General features: G+C 38.0%; 19 protein-coding genes, 1 rRNA gene and 1 other RNA gene (1 of these 21 running past the window's edge). 16 read left to right on the top strand and 5 right to left on the bottom strand.

Annotated elements, in window-relative coordinates:
• Positions 1-13 precede the first annotated feature (13 nt).
• The 3 genes from IGJ49_RS03310 (at position 14) to IGJ49_RS03320 (ending at position 2378) form a co-directional block, all read left to right on the top strand.
• On the top strand, positions 14-964 hold the full coding sequence (locus IGJ49_RS03310; RefSeq protein WP_010736111.1) for a DHH family phosphoesterase: 951 nt from the start codon (positions 14-16) through the stop codon (positions 962-964).
• Positions 965-1264: 300 nt separating this feature from the next.
• The gene (locus tag IGJ49_RS03315) at positions 1265-1597 is read left to right on the top strand and encodes a zinc ribbon domain-containing protein YjdM (RefSeq protein WP_438722402.1); all 333 of its coding nucleotides are present in this window, start codon (positions 1265-1267) and stop codon (positions 1595-1597) included.
• Between the two features lie 76 nt (positions 1598-1673).
• Positions 1674-2378: a zinc metallopeptidase gene (locus tag IGJ49_RS03320; protein WP_010736109.1), complete on the top strand. Its 705-nt coding sequence runs from the start codon at positions 1674-1676 to the stop codon at positions 2376-2378.
• Positions 2379-2503: 125 nt separating this feature from the next.
• Here the strand turns inward: IGJ49_RS03320 and IGJ49_RS03325 are convergent, their stop codons facing one another.
• Positions 2504-3979 carry a helix-turn-helix domain-containing protein gene (locus IGJ49_RS03325; protein ID WP_153830498.1) on the bottom strand — a complete coding sequence of 492 codons (1476 nt, stop codon included), beginning with the start codon at positions 3977-3979 and terminating at the stop codon, positions 2504-2506.
• A gap of 480 nt (positions 3980-4459) precedes the next feature.
• On the opposite strand from IGJ49_RS03325, the gene IGJ49_RS03330 reads away from it, so the two are divergent.
• Both IGJ49_RS03330 and IGJ49_RS03335 read left to right on the top strand, forming a co-directional pair.
• Positions 4460-5005 carry a hypothetical protein gene (locus IGJ49_RS03330; protein ID WP_019723190.1) on the top strand — a complete coding sequence of 182 codons (546 nt, stop codon included), beginning with the start codon at positions 4460-4462 and terminating at the stop codon, positions 5003-5005.
• Between the two features lie 267 nt (positions 5006-5272).
• Positions 5273-5608, top strand: a complete 336-nt coding sequence (locus IGJ49_RS03335; protein ID WP_010736106.1) for a hypothetical protein — start codon at positions 5273-5275, stop codon at positions 5606-5608.
• A gap of 70 nt (positions 5609-5678) precedes the next feature.
• On the opposite strand, the gene IGJ49_RS03340 is transcribed toward IGJ49_RS03335, so the two are convergent.
• On the bottom strand, positions 5679-6530 hold the full coding sequence (locus tag IGJ49_RS03340; protein ID WP_023519241.1) for a helix-turn-helix domain-containing protein: 852 nt from the start codon (positions 6528-6530) through the stop codon (positions 5679-5681).
• Between the two features lie 131 nt (positions 6531-6661).
• On the opposite strand from IGJ49_RS03340, the gene tadA reads away from it, so the two are divergent.
• The 6 genes from tadA to IGJ49_RS03370 all read left to right on the top strand — a co-directional run bounded on the left by tadA (position 6662) and on the right by IGJ49_RS03370 (position 10961).
• Complete coding sequence (gene tadA / locus IGJ49_RS03345; RefSeq protein WP_023519242.1) at positions 6662-7156, top strand: tRNA adenosine(34) deaminase TadA; 495 nt, start codon at positions 6662-6664, stop codon at positions 7154-7156.
• Between the two features lie 40 nt (positions 7157-7196).
• Positions 7197-7281, top strand: an RNA gene (gene ffs / locus IGJ49_RS03350) — signal recognition particle sRNA small type.
• 157 nt (positions 7282-7438) lie between these two features.
• The gene (locus tag IGJ49_RS03355) at positions 7439-8845 is read left to right on the top strand and encodes a bifunctional metallophosphatase/5'-nucleotidase (RefSeq protein ID WP_041684386.1); all 1407 of its coding nucleotides are present in this window, start codon (positions 7439-7441) and stop codon (positions 8843-8845) included.
• A gap of 11 nt (positions 8846-8856) precedes the next feature.
• Complete coding sequence (locus IGJ49_RS03360) at positions 8857-9540, top strand: YutD family protein (protein WP_019723195.1); 684 nt, start codon at positions 8857-8859, stop codon at positions 9538-9540.
• Between the two features lie 4 nt (positions 9541-9544).
• Entirely contained in the window at positions 9545-10309 is a 765-nt protein-coding gene (locus IGJ49_RS03365; protein ID WP_349521327.1) for a TIGR01457 family HAD-type hydrolase, read from the top strand.
• A gap of 4 nt (positions 10310-10313) precedes the next feature.
• Entirely contained in the window at positions 10314-10961 is a 648-nt protein-coding gene (locus IGJ49_RS03370) for a TIGR01906 family membrane protein (RefSeq protein WP_438722407.1), read from the top strand.
• A gap of 106 nt (positions 10962-11067) precedes the next feature.
• Here IGJ49_RS03370 and IGJ49_RS03375 read toward each other — a convergent pair whose 3' ends face one another.
• Both IGJ49_RS03375 and IGJ49_RS03380 read right to left on the bottom strand, forming a co-directional pair.
• Positions 11068-11577, bottom strand: a complete 510-nt coding sequence (locus tag IGJ49_RS03375) for a phosphatidylglycerophosphatase A family protein (RefSeq protein WP_010736099.1) — start codon at positions 11575-11577, stop codon at positions 11068-11070.
• Between the two features lie 92 nt (positions 11578-11669).
• Entirely contained in the window at positions 11670-12668 is a 999-nt protein-coding gene (locus tag IGJ49_RS03380) for an NAD(P)/FAD-dependent oxidoreductase (RefSeq protein ID WP_023519245.1), read from the bottom strand.
• 189 nt (positions 12669-12857) lie between these two features.
• Between IGJ49_RS03380 and IGJ49_RS03385 the strand changes: the two genes are divergently transcribed.
• Together IGJ49_RS03385 and IGJ49_RS03390 are read left to right on the top strand one after the other, a co-directional pair.
• Positions 12858-13970 carry an SLC13 family permease gene (locus tag IGJ49_RS03385; RefSeq protein WP_349521330.1) on the top strand — a complete coding sequence of 371 codons (1113 nt, stop codon included), beginning with the start codon at positions 12858-12860 and terminating at the stop codon, positions 13968-13970.
• A gap of 50 nt (positions 13971-14020) precedes the next feature.
• Entirely contained in the window at positions 14021-14605 is a 585-nt protein-coding gene (locus tag IGJ49_RS03390) for a peptidylprolyl isomerase (protein ID WP_010736096.1), read from the top strand.
• Positions 14606-14749: 144 nt separating this feature from the next.
• Here the strand turns inward: IGJ49_RS03390 and IGJ49_RS03395 are convergent, their stop codons facing one another.
• Entirely contained in the window at positions 14750-15916 is a 1167-nt protein-coding gene (locus tag IGJ49_RS03395) for a MalY/PatB family protein (RefSeq protein WP_438722411.1), read from the bottom strand.
• 90 nt (positions 15917-16006) lie between these two features.
• On the opposite strand from IGJ49_RS03395, the gene IGJ49_RS03400 reads away from it, so the two are divergent.
• The 3 genes from IGJ49_RS03400 to IGJ49_RS03410 all read left to right on the top strand — a co-directional run.
• The gene (locus tag IGJ49_RS03400) at positions 16007-16387 is read left to right on the top strand and encodes a CvfD/Ygs/GSP13 family RNA-binding post-transcriptional regulator (protein WP_019724010.1); all 381 of its coding nucleotides are present in this window, start codon (positions 16007-16009) and stop codon (positions 16385-16387) included.
• Positions 16388-16458: 71 nt separating this feature from the next.
• Positions 16459-16821: a hypothetical protein gene (locus tag IGJ49_RS03405; protein WP_010736093.1), complete on the top strand. Its 363-nt coding sequence runs from the start codon at positions 16459-16461 to the stop codon at positions 16819-16821.
• A gap of 812 nt (positions 16822-17633) precedes the next feature.
• A 16S ribosomal RNA gene (locus IGJ49_RS03410) occupies positions 17634-19016 on the top strand (it continues 178 nt past the right edge of the window).

Raw genomic sequence — 19016 nt, forward strand, 5'->3', positions numbered from 1 at the left:
AGTAGGAAAGAAAATGACCATACAAGAAGAGATTTTGAATGAAATCAAAAAATATCAAAAAATCGTGATCCACCGACATCAAAGGCCAGATCCGGATGCTTTAGGTTCACAAGTAGGATTAGCCGAGTTATTACGTAATAGTTTTTCAGAAAAAGAAATTCGTCAAGTTGGAAAAGACGTTGAAGGCTTACGTTATTTAACAGAAATGCAAGAAATCGACGATGCTTTCTATCAAGGAGCATTAGTCATCGTGACAGACACAGCGAATGCGCCGCGTATTGATGATAATCGCTATTCCTTAGGGGATCAAGTGATCAAAATCGATCATCATCCGAATGATGAACCATATGGCGATTTACTTTGGGTGGATACGAAAGCTAGCAGCTGTAGTGAAATGATCGCTGAGTTTGCTTTGATGTTCCCTAATGAGCTGAAAATGAACAGCGATTCTGCTCGCTTATTGTATGCGGGAATCGTTGGAGATACTGGTAGGTTCTTGTATCCTTCAACAACAGGTCGTACGTTAGAACTAGCAGCAGAGTTAAGAAAGTATTCTTTCGATGCAAGCCAATTGAATCGTGAAATTGAACAAATCACCATGAAAGTAGCGAAATTATCCGGTTGTGTCTATCAAACGATCGTAGTTGACGAAAAAGGTGCTGGAAAAGTAATTTTGTCACAAGAATTGTTAGGCAAGTATGGCATCGTCGATTCAGAGACCGCAGCTGTCGTCTCTTTACCTGGTGTGATTGACGAAGTGTTAGCTTGGGCGATTTTTGTCGAACAACCAGAGGGCTATTATCGTGTACGTTTACGTTCAAAAGGACCAGTCATCAACGAGATCGCCAAACGACATCATGGTGGCGGCCATCCCTTGGCAAGTGGCGCAAATGCAAAAGACCTGCAAGAAGTAGCAGAGATCTACAAAGAAATACAAGAAGCTTGCACCAATTATGCACGTTAAAAGTGTACTCCAAGTAGTCAATCGAGAATTTTAAGCAAACGTTACATGCTCTTTTATCTATTCCCTTTGGCACGAATAAATGGTGGGGGCAGAAGTGACCTCTTCGGCAATCAGGTTACTTCTGCCTTGACCTTTTACTCATCGAAGTTGATTGTCTTTTTATCAGATGTATGTGCAATCAAGGTCAGTGAGATTGAATCAGCGTAGGCAGTTTAGGATCTCCGATAAGAAGTTGCTCTTTTCAAACTGTTATTTTTCCGTTATAATATTGCTCAATAACGAACAAAAAGGAGAAACAACATGACAGTACCAAATTGCCCAGTATGTGGTTCAGAATATGCTTATGAAGATCGGGGATTATTGATTTGTCCTGAATGTGGAAACGAATGGACACCATCTGAAGAAACAGAAGCAGAAGGCCTAGTAGTAACTGATGCAAACGGCAATCGTTTAACAGATGGCGACAGTGTGACCGTTATCAAGGATTTAAAAGTTAAAGGAGCTCCCTCACCTATCAAACAAGGAACAAAGGTGAAGAATATCCGTTTAGTTGAAGGAGACCACAATATCGATTGTAAAATCGAAGGGTTTGGTCCGATGAAGCTGAAATCAGAATTTGTCAAAAAGAATTAAAATATTCAATCTCTTTTCACAATTATTCTACTCGAACAATGGTAAAATAAAAGAATGAGGAAAGGGTGAAACGATTATGTATGGATATGGTTTTTATGGCTTAGATCCAACGTTTCTTTTAGTTATTGCTGGATTAGCTATTTCCGGAATCGCTTCTGCTTACGTCAATAGTACTTTTCGTAAATACGACAAAATCAGAAGCAAAAATAATGTGACTGGTACACAAGCCGCCCAGTTCATTTTACAAAGTCAGAAAATCAATAACGTTGGCGTCCAACAAATCGCCGGTGATTTGACGGACAATTATAATTCAGGGAACAAGATGTTGAGTTTATCGCAAGCTACAGCACAATCTACATCAGTCGCTGCAATTGGGGTAGCTGCCCATGAATGCGGACACGCAGTGCAAGATGCCGTTGGTTATGCGCCGTTGAAAATCAGAGCTTCATTAGTGCCTGTCGCTAATTTTGGCTCGATGATTTCGTTTCCGTTGATCATGGTAGGTGTATTATTTAGTTGGAATACGACGTTGATCAATATTGGTATCTTCGCTTTTTCATTGGCACTATTGTTTCAACTTGTTACGCTACCAGTAGAATTCAATGCGTCAAGACGAGCGATCCAAATTTTAAGTGAAGGTGGCTTACTGACAGAAGAAGAGGTACCAATGGCGAAACATGTGCTATTTGCGGCGGCTTTGACCTATGTTGCTGCAGCGCTATCTACTTTCTTACAATTGCTACGTTTGATTTTGATTTTTGGCGGTAACCGTCGAGACTAGAACAAACCAATAAAAAGTGAGGGACAGTCGATTGGACTGATCCACTCACTTTTTATTTTGGAAAAATTAGTATTAATTTAAAAGTTCAGACGGAGACCGCTTGCTTCTCCTATCTTTTCTTTAAATCAAATCATTTTATTGACATAGAGTTGTTGAATTTTTGTGACTAAGTCTACCCATAAATCTTTTTCTTTACTAGGATCAAGGTAAAAAATTTTACTCGTTTGATGAAATTTATCAAACCAATCGGTGACGATCAAATCTGCTTGTTCTGGATTTTCTGTCAAGCGAATCATTTTTTCGTCAAATACTTGTCGTAATCGATTTTGGATATGATAATTTCCTGTCAGCGTTTTATTCATTTGTACATAGATCAATAATTTTTCATTTGTTTCCGACTGCAAGAGGTTATAAATCAAGTTACTCAAATAATAAATAATCAATGTTTTTTTTGGGTGGTCATGAAAAACTTCAGAGATAATTTGTTGGATTTGTTGTATTTGTTCATTCGATTCATCAATCTCAAGTGCTGGTTTAGGAAAATGCAACGAGTAGAAAAAGGGAGTTGTATTTCCCAACATCAAAATAGAAATTAAAGAAAGCATAAGATAGTAATTGTAGAAAAACCTTTTTTCAGATGATGCGATCACTGGAAAGGTTTGAGCTAACTCTTTTGTTAGTGAGGTGATTTTCATACATAGATGATTACGTTTATTCGTCAAAGTATAACCAATCAAACTCTTCTGCTGGCTTGAAATGAGATTAGGAAAAAAGCAATAAATCAAAAAATTGAAATGCAATAGTTCATCAATGGCGATTTCATGTGGTAAAAGATGAAACAAATGATGTTTAAAACTACCGGAGACATCTTGTACCTGTTGTAGCAATTCTAAAATAGCATAGACCTCACTAGATTCAGAGGTGATCAATGATGATTGTTGTGTACGAAGCGTAAAGATAGCAATCAGCAAATACAGGTTTTCTTGATATTTCAATGAATGCTTTGAAACGAGCAATTTTTTGGATAATCGCCGCTCTCTTTTTAGTTGGCTCAATTTGAATTTGTCAAAAGGCCATTCCAACCCTTGAAAAGCATCAGATAGAATAAAAAACAAATAGAGTCGGATAAATAATTCGTTTCCTTTGAACAAATAACAGCCCTGAGATGAAACAATCTCGATTTCAAAATCTTGAAGTGTTTCATTCAATTGGTGTGTTAATTTTTCTAAGTAAGAGTGGGATATGTATAATTGCTCCAATAAATATTTTTTCGGAACATACGCTTTGGGATAATTGACCATAAGTAATAAGTAGTTGAAACGATTGGATTCTCTTAAATAAAAAAGTTTGAGTTTGTGATAAATCATCATTTTTATTTCTTGGTGTTCATCGGATATAGTTATTTCTCCTTTGTGTGTAGAGAAAATAAAAGTAGAAATGCTCAATTGCTGTTCAATCGTAGTGTTCAACTTTCGAATCAATTCTTTGATTGTCCGTTTAGGTATAGTCAGTTCATCCGCAAGTTCTTTTAACGTACATTGACTTTTTTGAGCGATCGTATAGAGGACTAATAACTCTTTCTTTTTTGCATCGATTAACATGATGGACTCCTTTCTGACAATTAGTGTACTAGTGGTGACATAAAATGTGAGTGGAAAGTGTTTTCAATGTATGATATTCTCACATAGTAATAGAATTTGATTATATAACTTGTTATTTTAAGAAATGATAATCAGTTATCTATTCTATTGTTTATTTCTTTGCTTATTTCTTTGCTTATTTTGTCAAGTTGGAATCATTTAAATAATCTTGGATAAGGGAATACAATGTTATTTAATTGATGATATCGTTATTTTTTAAATCTTATTTTTGGCGAAGCATTAGATAAATCAAGCTTCTATTACAAAGAGACATATTTTAACCCCCGAAATATGTTATTATCGTTTTTTTTTATCAAAACTTGTTTCTTCATGGTTTACATAAGTTTTTCCTACTAGCGAATGCGCTGGATCGTCATGGGAAATTAAAAAAAGAATCATTGCCGGATATGAATAAGATAATCGGAAAGGATGGATGGTTTCGTGGGAAGAGTGACGAATTTTAGTAAAGAATATTTACTATTTAAGAGTATGGTATATGCTGAAGAAAATGGGTTATCGACAATCACAGCGAGAAGTTTAGCTTCTTTTTGTGGCTGTTCTACTTACCCGATTTATGCACATTTTAAATCAATCCGTATACTAAAAGAAAAAATTATCGAAGAGATCACGATATGTTTTGATCGATATTTAGCTGAATACGTTATTGACGATTTTTTCAGTGTCGTTCATTTATTGAAGGAGTTTTTCTCGATTCATGAGAGTATTAGAGGAGTAGTTATCAAATCCGAATTAGACATGGCCTCGTTGTTCAAACGAACGTTCTCAGAATTTGTCAGAGAACATACGGGAATCAAAGAAGCATATTTATTAGAACTTCTTTGGCTGAACGCACTAGGAAGTTTAAATTCAGATAAATCATCAAAGGAATTTTTTGAGACAATGACATTGATTTGGAATAAGTTAGCAGAATTAGAAGATGATTTGCCTGAAATGCTAACAAATATCCAATACGTTCCGGTTAATTGATCTTACATTTCTTAGTATGGATGATTTACTTTAGTTGTTCGTATGAAGCATCTCCAAAAAGGAGGTGCTTTTTTTAACGCATCAAACTAAGGTTGCTTGAAACCGAAAATGCCAAATGAGGCGTCGTACAAAAGTAAATAATAAAACAAGACAGTATGTGCTTTTTGTAAATTTTTTTGCTATTCATCGGGCAGGGCTCATAGCAATTAGTTCGCTTATCTATTTGACTGTGATATGATTGTAGTAGATAAAAAGGAGCTGATAATTATGAAAACATCAACAAAAGTAACGATTGGATTAAGTGTCGTAGCAGCAGCAAGTGTGGCAACAGCTGTAGTTGTTTCTGGCAAAGTGATCGAAAAAATCCATCATCTAAGTAACCGCACAAAAGTAAAAAAATTCGTGTATGACAAATTTGATGGGAATGAAAAGTTATTAGATGTCGTCGACCATTTATCAGATAGCGATTTAGATTCATTGATGGGCATGCTAGCAAAGATTAAATCTGGCAAAAAGAAAATTTCTGTCTACGGTGACTCTATCAAAGACTCAACAGAAGATGCAAAAGGTCGTCTGATGTCACTTGTTGAGAAAATGATCTAAAAACGATTCTCTTTGAATTGATCGAAAAAAGGAACAAGCAAGGCGATGTTTATTGCTGCTTGTTCCTTTTTTATATGTGTAACAAAAGGAGATAACAAAAGAGTAAGTCATCTGCTTTTTTTAAATTGAAGCCTGTTTGTTCGTCAAACTTTTCGATCCGATATTGGAGAGTGTTTCGATGCATGAAAAGTTGTTTAGCCGCTGAACTGATATTCCCGAAATTTTTCCACAGTTCGATAATGATGTCTTCCATTTTAAAACTACGGATTATTTCTTGATATTCATTTGTTAGCTGACTGGATGTAACTAATTCTTTTGTATAATAATATAAGGCAATTTCTTGTATGGAAGTCGTTTGGTCGGCTACTTGTATGTGTGTTCGTTTATTCAGGAAAATTTTTCGTTCTTCATTGAACATAGCGGTTAGATTTTGTCCAGCTGAATGGAATGAACCGACAAAGGCTTGTGTCGTCATATCAAAATCGACATCAAGAGATAAAAAGATGCCTTTAAGATCTGCCGTACTCAAATAATTGGCATGCTTTCTTTCGATGATCAACGCATCTGTCTCTGTGTAAAGAAAAAAATCAAGAGCTTCGGGAAATAATCCGGAAATTGTTTCTCGCCATTCTTTTTGTAAGAAATCTGATCTCTTTTCAAAATGTAACTGAATGATTCGGCAGCTTTCTTCACATACATATACCTTTTCCTCAAATAAATATTGATACCAAGGATGGCTGTCTAAGGTGTTTGTTTTCTGGAATAACGCTTTCAAAAGTTTTTCTTCTTGAACGGACAAGGAACTTTTATCGATCCACAAGAAGTAATCTTCTACAACCAGTGAAAGAATTCGATCATCAGAAGAAGGAGAATTCTTTTTTTGTGCATTTGGGTATAATCCAAGTAACTTTTCTGTGTTCATTTACTTCACCTCATCCCCTAGTTTACCATAGGACATGGCGATAAGGAAAAACTCTTTGTACTTCATTAAAAAGCCAGTTATACTATGTTTGATAGAGAAGATAAGTAAATCTAAAAAAGGTAGGAGTACAAGTGGAAGAAACAGAACAACAGCGAATAAAAGAAGAATGGATGCGTGTGGCTATTGAAGAAGCCAAAAAAGCAGAAGCGTTAGTAGAAGTACCAATCGGCGCCATCGTGGTTCACCAAGGACAGATTATTGGGCGTGGACACAATTTGAGGGAAACAACACAAAATGCAACAACACATGCTGAGATGATTGCGATCCAAGAAGCATGCAAGGCCATCGGAAGTTGGCGTTTAGAAGAAACACAATTATATGTCACGTTAGAACCGTGTCCAATGTGTAGCGGTGCCATGATTCTTTCTCGCGTAAAAGAAGTTTACTTTGGTGCCTATGATCCAAAAGGAGGAACCGCAGGGACATTGATGAATTTACTTGAGGATGAACGTTTCAACCATCAGGCCGAGGTGGAGGGCGGGATATTAGAAGAAGAATGTGGTGAACTTTTATCTGTGTTTTTTAGAAATTTGCGAGCAAAGAAAAAGAAATTAAAAAAGGACTAGCCAAGGATAACAAAATGCGGTATACTATTCCTTGCCGAAAGGCTAGGACAATGGTGGGCTTGTGAAGCGTGTCAGATCCGGAAGGAAGCAGCACTAAGCAGGTGCCGCCATGTGTCTGATTGATTGGATTTATTAAGCCTAAAGGGCTTTTTTTATTAGAGGCAAGTTTAAGGTATTTAGATTTTGTAAAAAAGTCTAAGTACCTTTTTTTGTGCAAAAACTTTCCATGTGAACAAAGGGGAACCCTATGGTATGATGAAAAAAAGTGAGGTGGAACTAACAGTGGAAGAAATCGTTCTTTTACACACGAATGACTTACATTCTCATCTTGAAAACTGGCCACGGATCAGAAGATTCCTTGAGCAAAAAAAGCGTGAAAATGAGAAAAAAAATAATACGACAACTCTCACGGTCGATCTTGGGGATTTCGTTGATCGTTGGCATCCTTTGTCAGAAGCAACGAATGGCCATGCCAATGTTGAACTAATGAATCAAATCGGCTATGATGCAGCAACTATAGGGAATAATGAAGGTGTAGGTAATTCCAAGAATGAGTTGAATCATTTATATGATCACGCGAATTTTGATGTGCTACTGAGCAACTTATTCGATAAAAATACTTTGCAACCACCAGTATGGACAAAGCCATATAAAATCATCGAAACAAAGCAACGAACAAAAGTTGGGTTAATTGCTTTTACTGCACCATTTCCTTTGACGTATAATCCAAATGGCTGGGATATCCGTCAGCCTTATGATCTGTTGCCAGAGTTAGTTGAGCAATTACGTCCACAGGTAGACGTAATTGTTTTAATGAGTCATTTAGGCATTCAAGATGATTTACAGATTGCAAAAGAAATCCCTGCAATCGATGTGATTTTAGGATCACATACCCATCATCTTTTTATTGATGGGAAAGTCGTGAATGAGGTACAATTAGCCGCTGCCGGAAAATTTGGGCAATATGTAGGGGAAGTACATCTTTCATTGGAAAATAAAAAAATCGTCGGACACTACGCTAAAGCGATTCCGACAGATACAATGACTGCATTCGTAGAGGATGAGAAAGAAATCGCCGGTTATCTTGAACAAGGACATCGTCTTTTAGCTCAAAAGAAAGTGGCAGATCTACCATTTGACTTATCACTTGATTTATTTGATGAACATTCCTTTATCCAGATCGCTTTAGAAGCGGTAAAAGAAAGAGGGAACACAGAAGCATCGTTTCTGAATAGTGGTCTTTTTTTGAATAGCGTACCTAAGGGGCTGGTTGACCAAGATCAACTCCATAGTGCACTGCCACATCCGATGCATTTGATCAACGTCACGCTGAAAGGGTCAGATATGATTCGCTTAGTGTTGGAAATCGAAAAAAGTCGCCTTTTTTTACGGAATTTTCCTATCAGGGGAATGGGGTTTCGTGGTCAGATATTCGGTGAGATTTTCTATAGTGGGATCACGTATGATGCGGTCAATCGAGAAGTTTTGTGGCAAAAACAACCAATCGAAGAGGAAAAGAATTATACCGTTACTACGGTCGACCATCTGATGTTTGTTCCTTTTTTCCCAACCATCGAAATTGTTGGACAGGTCGATTTTTTATTTCCCGAATTTATTCGTACAGTAGTGGGAGACTACTTAAATGCTCACTACCCAACCAATGAAAAAGAAGGTATAATAGAGAAATAGGTGGTGAAAGCATGTCGACGAAACAAAATAAACAACACAACAGTGACAAAAAAGAGAGTCAAGAAACGGTCGATCGCTCACAAGAACAAACAGTGACCGAAGAAGTGACGGCAGTTTTAGAAGAAATAATCGAGGAAACGAAGCCAGAGAAAGTCAAAGGAGAAATCGTCACATTGACAGATGAAACGAATCTTTTGATTGGTGATAGACCTTATCGTATCGTAACGGATTACCGGGAAGGTTTCAATGCTGAGAAGCTTGGTGAGAGATATAGCGAAGTGCTTTCCAGATACGATTACATCGTAGGTGACTGGGGTTACGAACAGCTACGTTTGAAAGGCTTTTTTGATGCCACGAATCGACGTGCTCACCCAGATCAGCGAATTGATGCATTAGAAGACTATTTATACGAATATTGTAATTTTGGCTGTGCATATTTTGTCATTGAACGCATTGGTGGAAAAAAAGAAAAAAATACCCAACGACGTAAAAAGAAAAAAAATCCGAATCGCAACAATCAAGCGCATATCGATGAAAAAAAAGCGCCCGTTGAATCGGTACGCAAACAACCTGTGATCAAAAATCGTAAACCAGCAACTACTAAGGCAACACCAAAGGGAACTGAAAAAACATCAGAACGCCCAACAAAATCAACTTCTAAAAAGAATTTTACTATTAGACAAAGGGAAGAATGATCCTATGAATTATAAAGGCTATTTGATCGATTTAGACGGAACGATCTATCGTGGAACGGAGCCGATACCGGCAGGAAAACGATTCGTCGAACAGTTACAGGAAAATGGGACGCCCTTTTTATTTGTAACCAACAATACGACAAAAACACCGGGAACAGTGGCACAACGTTTAGCCACTGAGTTTGATATCCATGTCTCACCAGAAACGATCTATACAGCATCTCTAGCGACCATTGATTTCATGAAATCAGACGCTAAAGGAAATAAAGTGTATGTGATCGGTGAAGCTGGCTTGACAGATTTGATCTTGGAGGCAGGGTTTGTATGGGAAGAAGAACATCCTGATTATGTCGTAGTAGGTTTAGATAATCACTTGACTTACGAAAAAGTGGTGACCGCAACCTTAGCAATCCAAAAGGGAGCAACGTTCATCGGTACAAATCCTGATAAAAATATCCCTACAGAAAGAGGATTATTACCTGGAGCTGGCTCGGTTGTTTCTTTTGTAGAGACAGCGACACAAACTACACCAGTCTATATTGGTAAGCCAGAAGCAATCATTATGGATAAAGCAGTGGAACTTTTAGGATTGAACAAAGAAGAAGTCATCATGGTAGGGGACAATTATGAAACTGACATCCAAGCAGGGATTCGTAATGGTATCGACACACTGCTTGTGTTATCAGGTTTTACCAAAGAAGAAGACATTCCAGATCTACCAACACCATCTACCTTCGTTTTGCAATCGTTAGATGAATGGAGTTTCTAAAACAATGAAAAATAAACGATGGCAATGGGTGGAATATGCGGGGATGGTTAGTTCGTTCCTGACGTTGCTCACTTTAGCAATTGCAATAACGATCAATTTCCGCCCACTATATGTGTTTGATATCGGGCATCTAGGTATCTTGGATTACACTACCGTAGATCAGCCAACATTACTCCAAAATTATGATCAACTGATGAGGTATCTGAATAATCCTTTTGAGCAAGTGTTGGCACTTCCCGACTTTCCAATGTCAGCGAGTGGCTTACATCATTTTTATGAAGTCAAGTTATTATTCATGCTCAATTATGCGGTGTTGTTACTTACATTGATCCCAAGTGGCTTGTTCCTTCGCCAGTTGAAAAGAAATCAGCGTTTGTGGCGGCTAATCCGCCCATTCCAAATCGGCATGATCCTACCATTTGTTTTTGGCTTTTTTATGTTGATTGGTTTTGATCATTTTTTTATTCTTTTTCACGAAACATTTTTCAATAATGATGACTGGTTGTTTGATCCTCAAACTGATCCAATCATCAATGTGTTACCTGAGCAATACTTCATGCATTGTTTCATTCTGTTTTTTGTGCTTATCGAATTATTTTTCGCTTTGATGGTTCTTGTTGGCAAAAGAGAATTGAAAAAGGGGAACAATTAAACAATCACTTTCGTGTAGCGCGTTGATTGCTTTTTCGGATATAGCAAAAAATCATCCATAAAAATCCTTTTGCGATTTTTATGGATGATTTTTTATTTTTATTTGATTATTGTGTCAAACGGCTCCGTTTTTCCGGTTCTTGGTGGGCCAAGCGGCTTGCGGCAGAGGCAGCAATTGCTCCCACGATATCATCTAAAAATGTATGGACATTTTTGCCATCGTGACTATTTAACTTTTTCAAGATCCCAGGTTTTACTTTATCGATATAGCCATAATTGGTAAAACCAATCGTTCCATAAACATTGACGATCGACAAGGCTAAAATTTCATCTATTCCGTATAATCCTTCATCATCTTCAATGATATGCTGAAGAGGGCTCATCAATTGTTTTTGTTCTGCCAAGATATCTAATTGGATGCCAGTAATGATCGCGTTATGGACTTCACGCTTTGTCAAGACTGCGTTAATACTTTCCGCACAATCCTCCAAGCTTAAATCTGAGATATAGTCTTTTTGTAAAAACATGACTAATTCAGCGATATCCTCAATTGTTACGCCACGTTCTTTTAGGAGATCTCGCGCTTTTTCTTCTAAGGTTTCTGTTTTTATGACCATTTTTGATTCCTCCGTCTCTTCTTTCTATCTATAATGGTAACGTAGTACGTACAAAAAGCAAGAATCATTTCTTTTATAAAAAAGCAGCTAAGTTATTTTGGTCCAAATGTTTTATCGTAAAGGCTTGTACTATGACCAGGCTGCGTACGTTCTTTTGGATTGATGAAATGTAACGCGTTATTGACAGCAGTCGGTGCCTCTCCAAATCCCGTGGCAATCAATTTCACTTTTCCTTCATAGCTACAAATGTCGCCAGCAGCATACACACCAGGAATTGAAGTTGACATATCAGAGTGGACGGTGATCGCATTTCTGGAACTTTCAAGTCCCCAAGAAGATAAATGCTCTAAATTAGAAGTGAACCCATAATTGACGATCAATGAGTCAACCATGAGATCAATCGTTTCATCCGTCTTAGCTTTTTTTAGACGAATGTCTGACAACTCTCCATTTAAACCAGATAAACGCTCAATCAAATAAGGTGTTAATACATTTACAGAGGATTGATTCAACTGATTGACGCTATGTTCATGAGCCCTAAATGCCTCTCGACGATGAATCAAATAAACTTCACTCGCAATAGGTTCAAGCATCAGTGCCCAGTCGATTGCTGAATCCCCACCACCAGCAATGGCAACTTTCTTTCCTGCATATTTCATCAAGTCGTTCACGAAATAATCTAACCCATGGTTTTCGTATCGGTCAGCATGTTCTAAATTCAGCTTTCTTGGTTGGAAAGAACCACTTCCTAGCGTCAGGATCACAGCTTTTGAATAATGGATACCTTTCGTAGTAGTGATCTCGATGATCTCATCTTCTCTGGAAAGTGAGAGAACTTCTTCATTTAAATGAAATGTATGATTAAAAGTGGTCAATTGTTTCTTTAAATTATTAACAAGATCAACCGCTTTGATTGCTGGATAACCAGGAATGTCATAAATATATTTTTCAGGGTATAAGGTAGTTAACTGTCCACCAAGTTGAGGCAAACTATCAATAATATTGGTTTTCGCTTGGCGCATACCAGCATAAAAAGCTGCAAACATGCCAACCGGCCCTGCACCAATAATTGTAATATCGTAAATTTCCATTTGAAATTCCTCCCTTGGTGACACTATAACAGAATTTAATTGAGAATTCTTCTCAAATAGTTTAATTATGGAACGAGCAGTCACTAAAATATAAGGAGTGATCTAACATATAGTTTATTTACTTTCAATATTAGCTAAAAAGAGTTATTTTACTAGTACGAAGTGTTTGAATCTAAGAGGTAGAATTTTATGATTAAAAGAATAACAAGCAATGCAAAAGAAGACGGAGTATTGACGCTGTCTTTTCTTTTAGCAATAGGTACCATGTTCATCATCCCGCCAAACTTCAATTATTTTTCTTATATCGATTTTCACACATTGATTCTTCTTTTTTGTTTGATGTTGATTGTAGAAGGGATACGGCAACAACAGTTTTTCGATTATCTAGGCAATTATTTGATCACCCAGACAAAAAATACGAGAGGGATTATTTTGATTTTAGTGTTTCTCACGTTTATCAGTAGTATGCTGATTACGAATGATGTGGCACTGATCATTTTTGTACCATTTGGTCTATTGATAGTAGAAAGAATCGGCATGCGAACATTGATTCCTCTCGTCATAACTTTGATGACGATTGCGAGTAATCTAGGAAGTATGTTCACTCCGATCGGTAATCCACAAAATCTTTATTTATTCGCACAATCACACTTACAACTGTTCGAATTTTTACAGTTGATGCTTCCCTATACACTGGCTGCTGCCATATTATTGGTGGTGTTGATCTATGGGAGAATCAAGAATAATACCATCGATTTGGCGAATACAGAAGAGATAATGTTAAAGCGAAAACAACTCATTTTTTATTTTGGTCTATTTTTAATATGTCTTCTAGCTGTAAGTGGCATCATCCCTCATTATGTCGTATTAGTCTTAGTGAGTGTCAGTATCCTAGGCAATGATCGCCGACTCTTTAAACATATCGATTACTCCTTATTATTTACGTTTGTTTTTCTTTTTATATTCATCGGGAATATCAAACAAGTAGATGTTGTCCGAGCCTTTTTTGAAAAAAGTGTGGCGCATCATGAAGTCAGTGCAAGCATTTTTGCAAGTCAATTGATTAGTAATGTTCCTGCGGCGCTCCTGTTATCAAGTTATACAGAAAATATCAAGGGTTTGATCATTGGGACGAACTTGGGAGGATTAGGGACATTGATTGCTTCAATGGCAAGTTTGATCTCTTACAAATTAGTCATCAAGCAATATCCGGAATGGAGAAAAAAGTATTTATTCGTCTTTGCATTCTACAACATCGTTTTTTTGATTTTCTTGTGGCTCATCTTTACCGTATATCAATAGAATATGTTATGATTACACAGGAAGACAGAATTTTTTAGGAGGAAGAAAAAATGGCATTTCCACAACTTGATCTTATGAATGAGAAGGGGCCTAAAGCTCTTATAAAAACGAACCGCGGAGATATTACAGTAAAACTATTTCCTGAGTTAGCACCTAAAACAGTCCAAAACTTTGTTGAATTAGCAAAAAAAGGGTACTATGATGGCGTGATTTTTCATCGTGTGATCCCTGATTTCATGATTCAAGGAGGCGACCCAACCGGTACAGGTATGGGAGGCGAAAGCATTTACGGCGAAAGTTTTGAAGATGAGTTCAGCCGCGAATTGTTCAATCTACGTGGCGCACTATCAATGGCTAACTCTGGTCCAAATACAAATGGTAGCCAATTCTTTATCGTCAACAACACAAATGTGCCAGAAAACATGCTTAGTCAATTAGAAGGAGCAGGATTCCCTAAAGAAATCATTGAAGCGTATAAAAATGGGGGAACACCATGGCTTGATTTCCGTCATACAGTGTTTGGCCATGTACTTGAAGGAATGGATACAGTCGATGATATCGCAAATGCGCAACGTGGACCACAAGATCGTCCAGTACATGATGTAGTGATCGAAACGATTGAGATTTCTGAATAAAGTAAAATTTTAAACATACCAAGCTCTTAAAAAACGCCGAACAGCAAAAGCAGAAAATACTTTTGCTGTTCGGTGCTTTTTTGGTTGGGGTGGTAACAAAGTAGGGAAGACTAACATTTTTTGTCCAATGACTTCTTTCGTTTTCTAACTTAAAGCACGTTGGATACGTAAAAGCCCTTCTTTTAATACTGATCTTGGACAAGCGACATTCAAACGCATATGGCAATGACCACTTGGTCCAAAACTGATCCCAGGATTCAAGACGACTCTGCCTTTTTCAATCAACTTCTTTTCAAGTAGTCGGTCATCGTCCGTATAGGCAGAAAAATCAAGCCATATAAGGTACGTTCCTTCTGGCTTCATCACTTTGACATCAGGGAGATGCTTAGTAAAGAAGGTAATGACTTCTTGGACATTTTCTTCCAGATAAACTAATAACTCATTTAACCATTCCTCACCAGTTTCGTAAGCGGCTTGAGTGCCTAAAAGTCCGAAAGTATTGATTCCTTGATGTTGATTTTTTTCTAATTGTTTCGTAAAGCGACTTTTTAAATCATGATCTTTGATGAAAACCATTGAATTTTTTATTGCAGCTAGATTAAATGTCTTAGTTGCTGAAGTGAATGTGATCAATAATCGAGAAAGGGCAGGATCAATTGTTTGAATCGAGGTGAATCCATGTCCGGAAAAGACGATATCTTGATGGATCTCATCACTAAATAAGAAGACGTCGTATGTTAAGCAGAGTTCACTTAACTGTTTGAGCTCTTTTTTAGTCCAAACACGACCACCTGGATTATGCGGTTTACATAGAATCATTGCTTTTATCTTGTTTGAGACGATTTTTTCTTCCATATCTTGAAAGTCCATTTCAAAATGATCGGCTGCTTTATTTAAAGGACTGCGAATCAATTGACGCTCATTATTTTCAACAATTGCACCAAATGGCGGATAAACTGGATCATGAATCAACACTGCATCACCTGGAGCTGTAAATGCTTGAATCGCCAAGGAGAGACTAGCTAAGACTCCACTAGTGAAAAGAATGTGGTCTTTAGTTAGAGTCACATGATGGCGCCTTTCTTCCCAATCAATCACTGATCGGTAGAGACCGTCCGGTACGATCGAATAACCAAAAATGCCTTTTTGCAGATAGTTTTGAAAAGCGGTTGTTACTCCTTGAGGGGCAAGAAAATCCATATCCGCTACCCATAAAGGTAAAAGATCATTCCTATGATAAGTTTGTGAGATGGCATCCCATTTTACGCTATCTGTGTTTAGTCTTGAAACTATTTCATCAAATTGTTCCATCTATAAGACCTCCATATCTAGATGCAAGAACAGAACTTCTTTTTTTTTAATATTTACAGTATAATGATAAATGCGAAGAGAGGGAAGTATATGACTTATAGAATAGGCGAAATAATCAAAGGGAAAATTACTGGAATACAACCATATGGAGCGTTCGTTTCATTAGATGAAGAGACACAAGGGTTGATCCACGTATCAGAAGTGCAATCTGGTTATACGAAGAGTATTCATACATTATTGAAGGTGGGGCAACCGGTGACTGTACAAATCATTGATATTGATGAGTATTCGAATAAAATCAGTCTGTCGTTACGTACCTTAGAAAAGAAAGTACCATCGATCCCATACCGAAGAAAACGATACTTCACTAATAAAAATAAAAAAATCGGGTTTGCAACGATTGAAAAACAGTTACCTATATGGATCAAGGAAGCATTGATCCAATTAGATAAAAAAGAATCAAGGAAATAAAAGTGTATTTTTTCTGAAAATATGCTAAAATTCTCTTGTAAGCCATAAACAAGTTGATCGAGGTGGAAATTTTGGCAAACAAAAGAGTCGCTGGTACAATTATGTTGCATTTGGAGGATGGATCTAAAAAATTTTTAGTTCATTCAAGAGAGAATAAATTAGAGTTCGCATGCGCAGACCACTCAAATGATAAGACTGGTTTAGCAAACATACTTAGTTTCTTAAAAGAAAACGTTCATATTGATGTGAGTAAAATCAACTTGATGGAGTTGACGAATACCCATATCAATCAAGAAAATGTTCCACTTTTTGTTTTTGAAACGGAACAAAAAAATCAACAAGAACAGTTAGGCGAAGGTTATCATTGGGAAGATCCAGGACAAATGCGTACGGTACTAGGGATTTATGAAGTAGATGGTGTACCGATTTTTTAAATTGATTCAAGTACCTCTACCAAAGAGAAATGAATACCGTTCGCAGGTGTATCGTTGACTACTTGAGAATCAACGAATAAAATAGGAGATCATTTTTTGGAACCAAGCAGGACTTTCAGAGAAGTTTGAATATCTTTCAAACTTCTTTTTTTTGTCTATTTTAAAAGAAAAGTAGAAGAGAATGTTCAGGATTCAATTGATTTTTTACCTGTTTTAAAAAAAAAGCACTTAAATACATGTATAATCCGAATGATCATAAAATAATTGGAAACCTTGTCTTTTTTTTTTACTTAAAAATAAGTATTGACGCTAGGTGTGTAGCATGGTAAATTAGAAAACGTTGATTCGAAAAAAAGTTCTTTTGAAAATATTCAGAAAAATATCGAAAAAACTATTGACCGCTGGATAAAACCATGTTAACATAACGAAGTTGAATTATTTCAGCGCTTTGTGAGACGCTTGTATGTAAGAATTTAAAGCCAAATAAAGTGTTGACAAATAACATACGACAAGTTATGATAAGTGAGTTACTAAAACGACCTCGTGAAAAACGAGTTCAAAAAACTTTTAAAAAATAGTTGACAATCATTCGAGAGTTTGCTAAGATATAAAAGTTGCTACGGCAATGACAAACGATAAGTTGAGGCAGTTGTGTTTCAATTGTCACGTAGACCTTTGAAAACTGAACAAAGTAAGACAAACCAAATGTGTAGGGCGTCTTGATTCAATTCAAGACAACGAACATTTTTAACAAGCAAGCAATATGCTAGCAAACAAATTGAGCTTAACAATCGCAAGATTGTTCTAACTTTTATTATGAGAGTTTGATCCTGGCTCAGGACGAACGCTGGCGGCGTGCCTAATACATGCAAGTCGAACGCTTCTTTTCCCACCGGAGCTTGCTCCACCGGGAAAAGAGGAGTGGCGAACGGGTGAGTAACACGTGGGTAACCTGCCCATCAGAAGGGGATAACACTTGGAAACAGGTGCTAATACCGTATAACAATCGAAACCGCATGGTTTCGTTTTGAAAGGCACTTTACGGTGCCGCTGATGGATGGACCCGCGGTGCATTAGCTAGTTGGTGAGGTAACGGCTCACCAAGGCCACGATGCATAGCCGACCTGAGAGGGTGATCGGCCACATTGGGACTGAGACACGGCCCAAACTCCTACGGGAGGCAGCAGTAGGGAATCTTCGGCAATGGACGAAAGTCTGACCGAGCAACGCCGCGTGAGTGAAGAAGGTTTTCGGATCGTAAAACTCTGTTGTTAGAGAAGAACAAGGGTGAGAGTAACTGTTCACCCCCTGACGGTATCTAACCAGAAAGCCACGGCTAACTACGTGCCAGCAGCCGCGGTAATACGTAGGTGGCAAGCGTTGTCCGGATTTATTGGGCGTAAAGCGAGCGCAGGCGGTTTCTTAAGTCTGATGTGAAAGCCCCCGGCTCAACCGGGGAGGGTCATTGGAAACTGGGAGACTTGAGTGCAGAAGAGGAGAGTGGAATTCCATGTGTAGCGGTGAAATGCGTAGATATATGGAGGAACACCAGTGGCGAAGGCGGCTCTCTGGTCTGTAACTGACGCTGAGGCTCGAAAGCGTGGGGAGCAAACAGGATTAGATACCCTGGTAGTCCACGCCGTAAACGATGAGTGCTAAGTGTTGGAAGGTTTCCGCCCTTCAGTGCTGCAGCTAACGCATTAAGCACTCCGCCTGGGGAGTACGACCGCAAGGTTGAAACTCAAAGGAATTGACGGGGGCCCGCACAAGCGGTGGAGCATGTGGTTTAATTCGAAGCAACGCGAAGAACCTTACCAGGTCTTGACATCCTTTGACCACTCTAGAGATAGAGCTTCCCCTTCGGGGGCAAAGTGACAGGTGGTGCATGGTTGTCGTCAGCTCGTGTCGTGAGATGTTGGGTTAAGTCCCGCAACGAGCGCAACCCTTATTGTTAGTTGCCATCATTTAGTTGGGCACTCTAGCAAGACTGCCGGTGACAAACCGGAGGAAGGTGGGGATGACGTCAAATCATCATGCCCCTTATGACCTGGGCTACACACGTGCTACAATGGGAAGTACAACGAGTCGCGAAGTCGCGAGGCTAAGCTAATCTCTTAAAGCTTCTCTCAGTTCGGATTGTAGGCTGCAACTCGCCTACATGAAGCCGGAATCGCTAGTAATCGCGGATCAGCACG

The sequence above is a fragment of the Enterococcus sp. AZ171 genome (genome assembly GCF_051714005.1).
GTDB lineage: Bacteria > Bacillota > Bacilli > Lactobacillales > Enterococcaceae > Enterococcus_B > Enterococcus_B pernyi.

Coding starts and splice junctions, on each gene's coding strand:
- IGJ49_RS03310 (WP_010736111.1), top strand. CDS start 14: ATGACCATACAAGAAGAGATTTTGAATGAAATCAAAAAATATCAAAAA.
- IGJ49_RS03315 (WP_438722402.1), top strand. CDS start 1,265: ATGACAGTACCAAATTGCCCAGTATGTGGTTCAGAATATGCTTATGAA.
- IGJ49_RS03320 (WP_010736109.1), top strand. CDS start 1,674: ATGTATGGATATGGTTTTTATGGCTTAGATCCAACGTTTCTTTTAGTT.
- IGJ49_RS03325 (WP_153830498.1), bottom strand. CDS start 3,979: ATGTTAATCGATGCAAAAAAGAAAGAGTTATTAGTCCTCTATACGATC.
- IGJ49_RS03335 (WP_010736106.1), top strand. CDS start 5,273: ATGAAAACATCAACAAAAGTAACGATTGGATTAAGTGTCGTAGCAGCA.
- IGJ49_RS03340 (WP_023519241.1), bottom strand. CDS start 6,530: ATGAACACAGAAAAGTTACTTGGATTATACCCAAATGCACAAAAAAAG.
- IGJ49_RS03360 (WP_019723195.1), top strand. CDS start 8,857: ATGTCGACGAAACAAAATAAACAACACAACAGTGACAAAAAAGAGAGT.
- IGJ49_RS03365 (WP_349521327.1), top strand. CDS start 9,545: ATGAATTATAAAGGCTATTTGATCGATTTAGACGGAACGATCTATCGT.
- IGJ49_RS03370 (WP_438722407.1), top strand. CDS start 10,314: ATGAAAAATAAACGATGGCAATGGGTGGAATATGCGGGGATGGTTAGT.
- IGJ49_RS03375 (WP_010736099.1), bottom strand. CDS start 11,577: ATGGTCATAAAAACAGAAACCTTAGAAGAAAAAGCGCGAGATCTCCTA.
- IGJ49_RS03380 (WP_023519245.1), bottom strand. CDS start 12,668: ATGGAAATTTACGATATTACAATTATTGGTGCAGGGCCGGTTGGCATG.
- IGJ49_RS03385 (WP_349521330.1), top strand. CDS start 12,858: ATGATTAAAAGAATAACAAGCAATGCAAAAGAAGACGGAGTATTGACG.
- IGJ49_RS03390 (WP_010736096.1), top strand. CDS start 14,021: ATGGCATTTCCACAACTTGATCTTATGAATGAGAAGGGGCCTAAAGCT.
- IGJ49_RS03395 (WP_438722411.1), bottom strand. CDS start 15,916: ATGGAACAATTTGATGAAATAGTTTCAAGACTAAACACAGATAGCGTA.
- IGJ49_RS03400 (WP_019724010.1), top strand. CDS start 16,007: ATGACTTATAGAATAGGCGAAATAATCAAAGGGAAAATTACTGGAATA.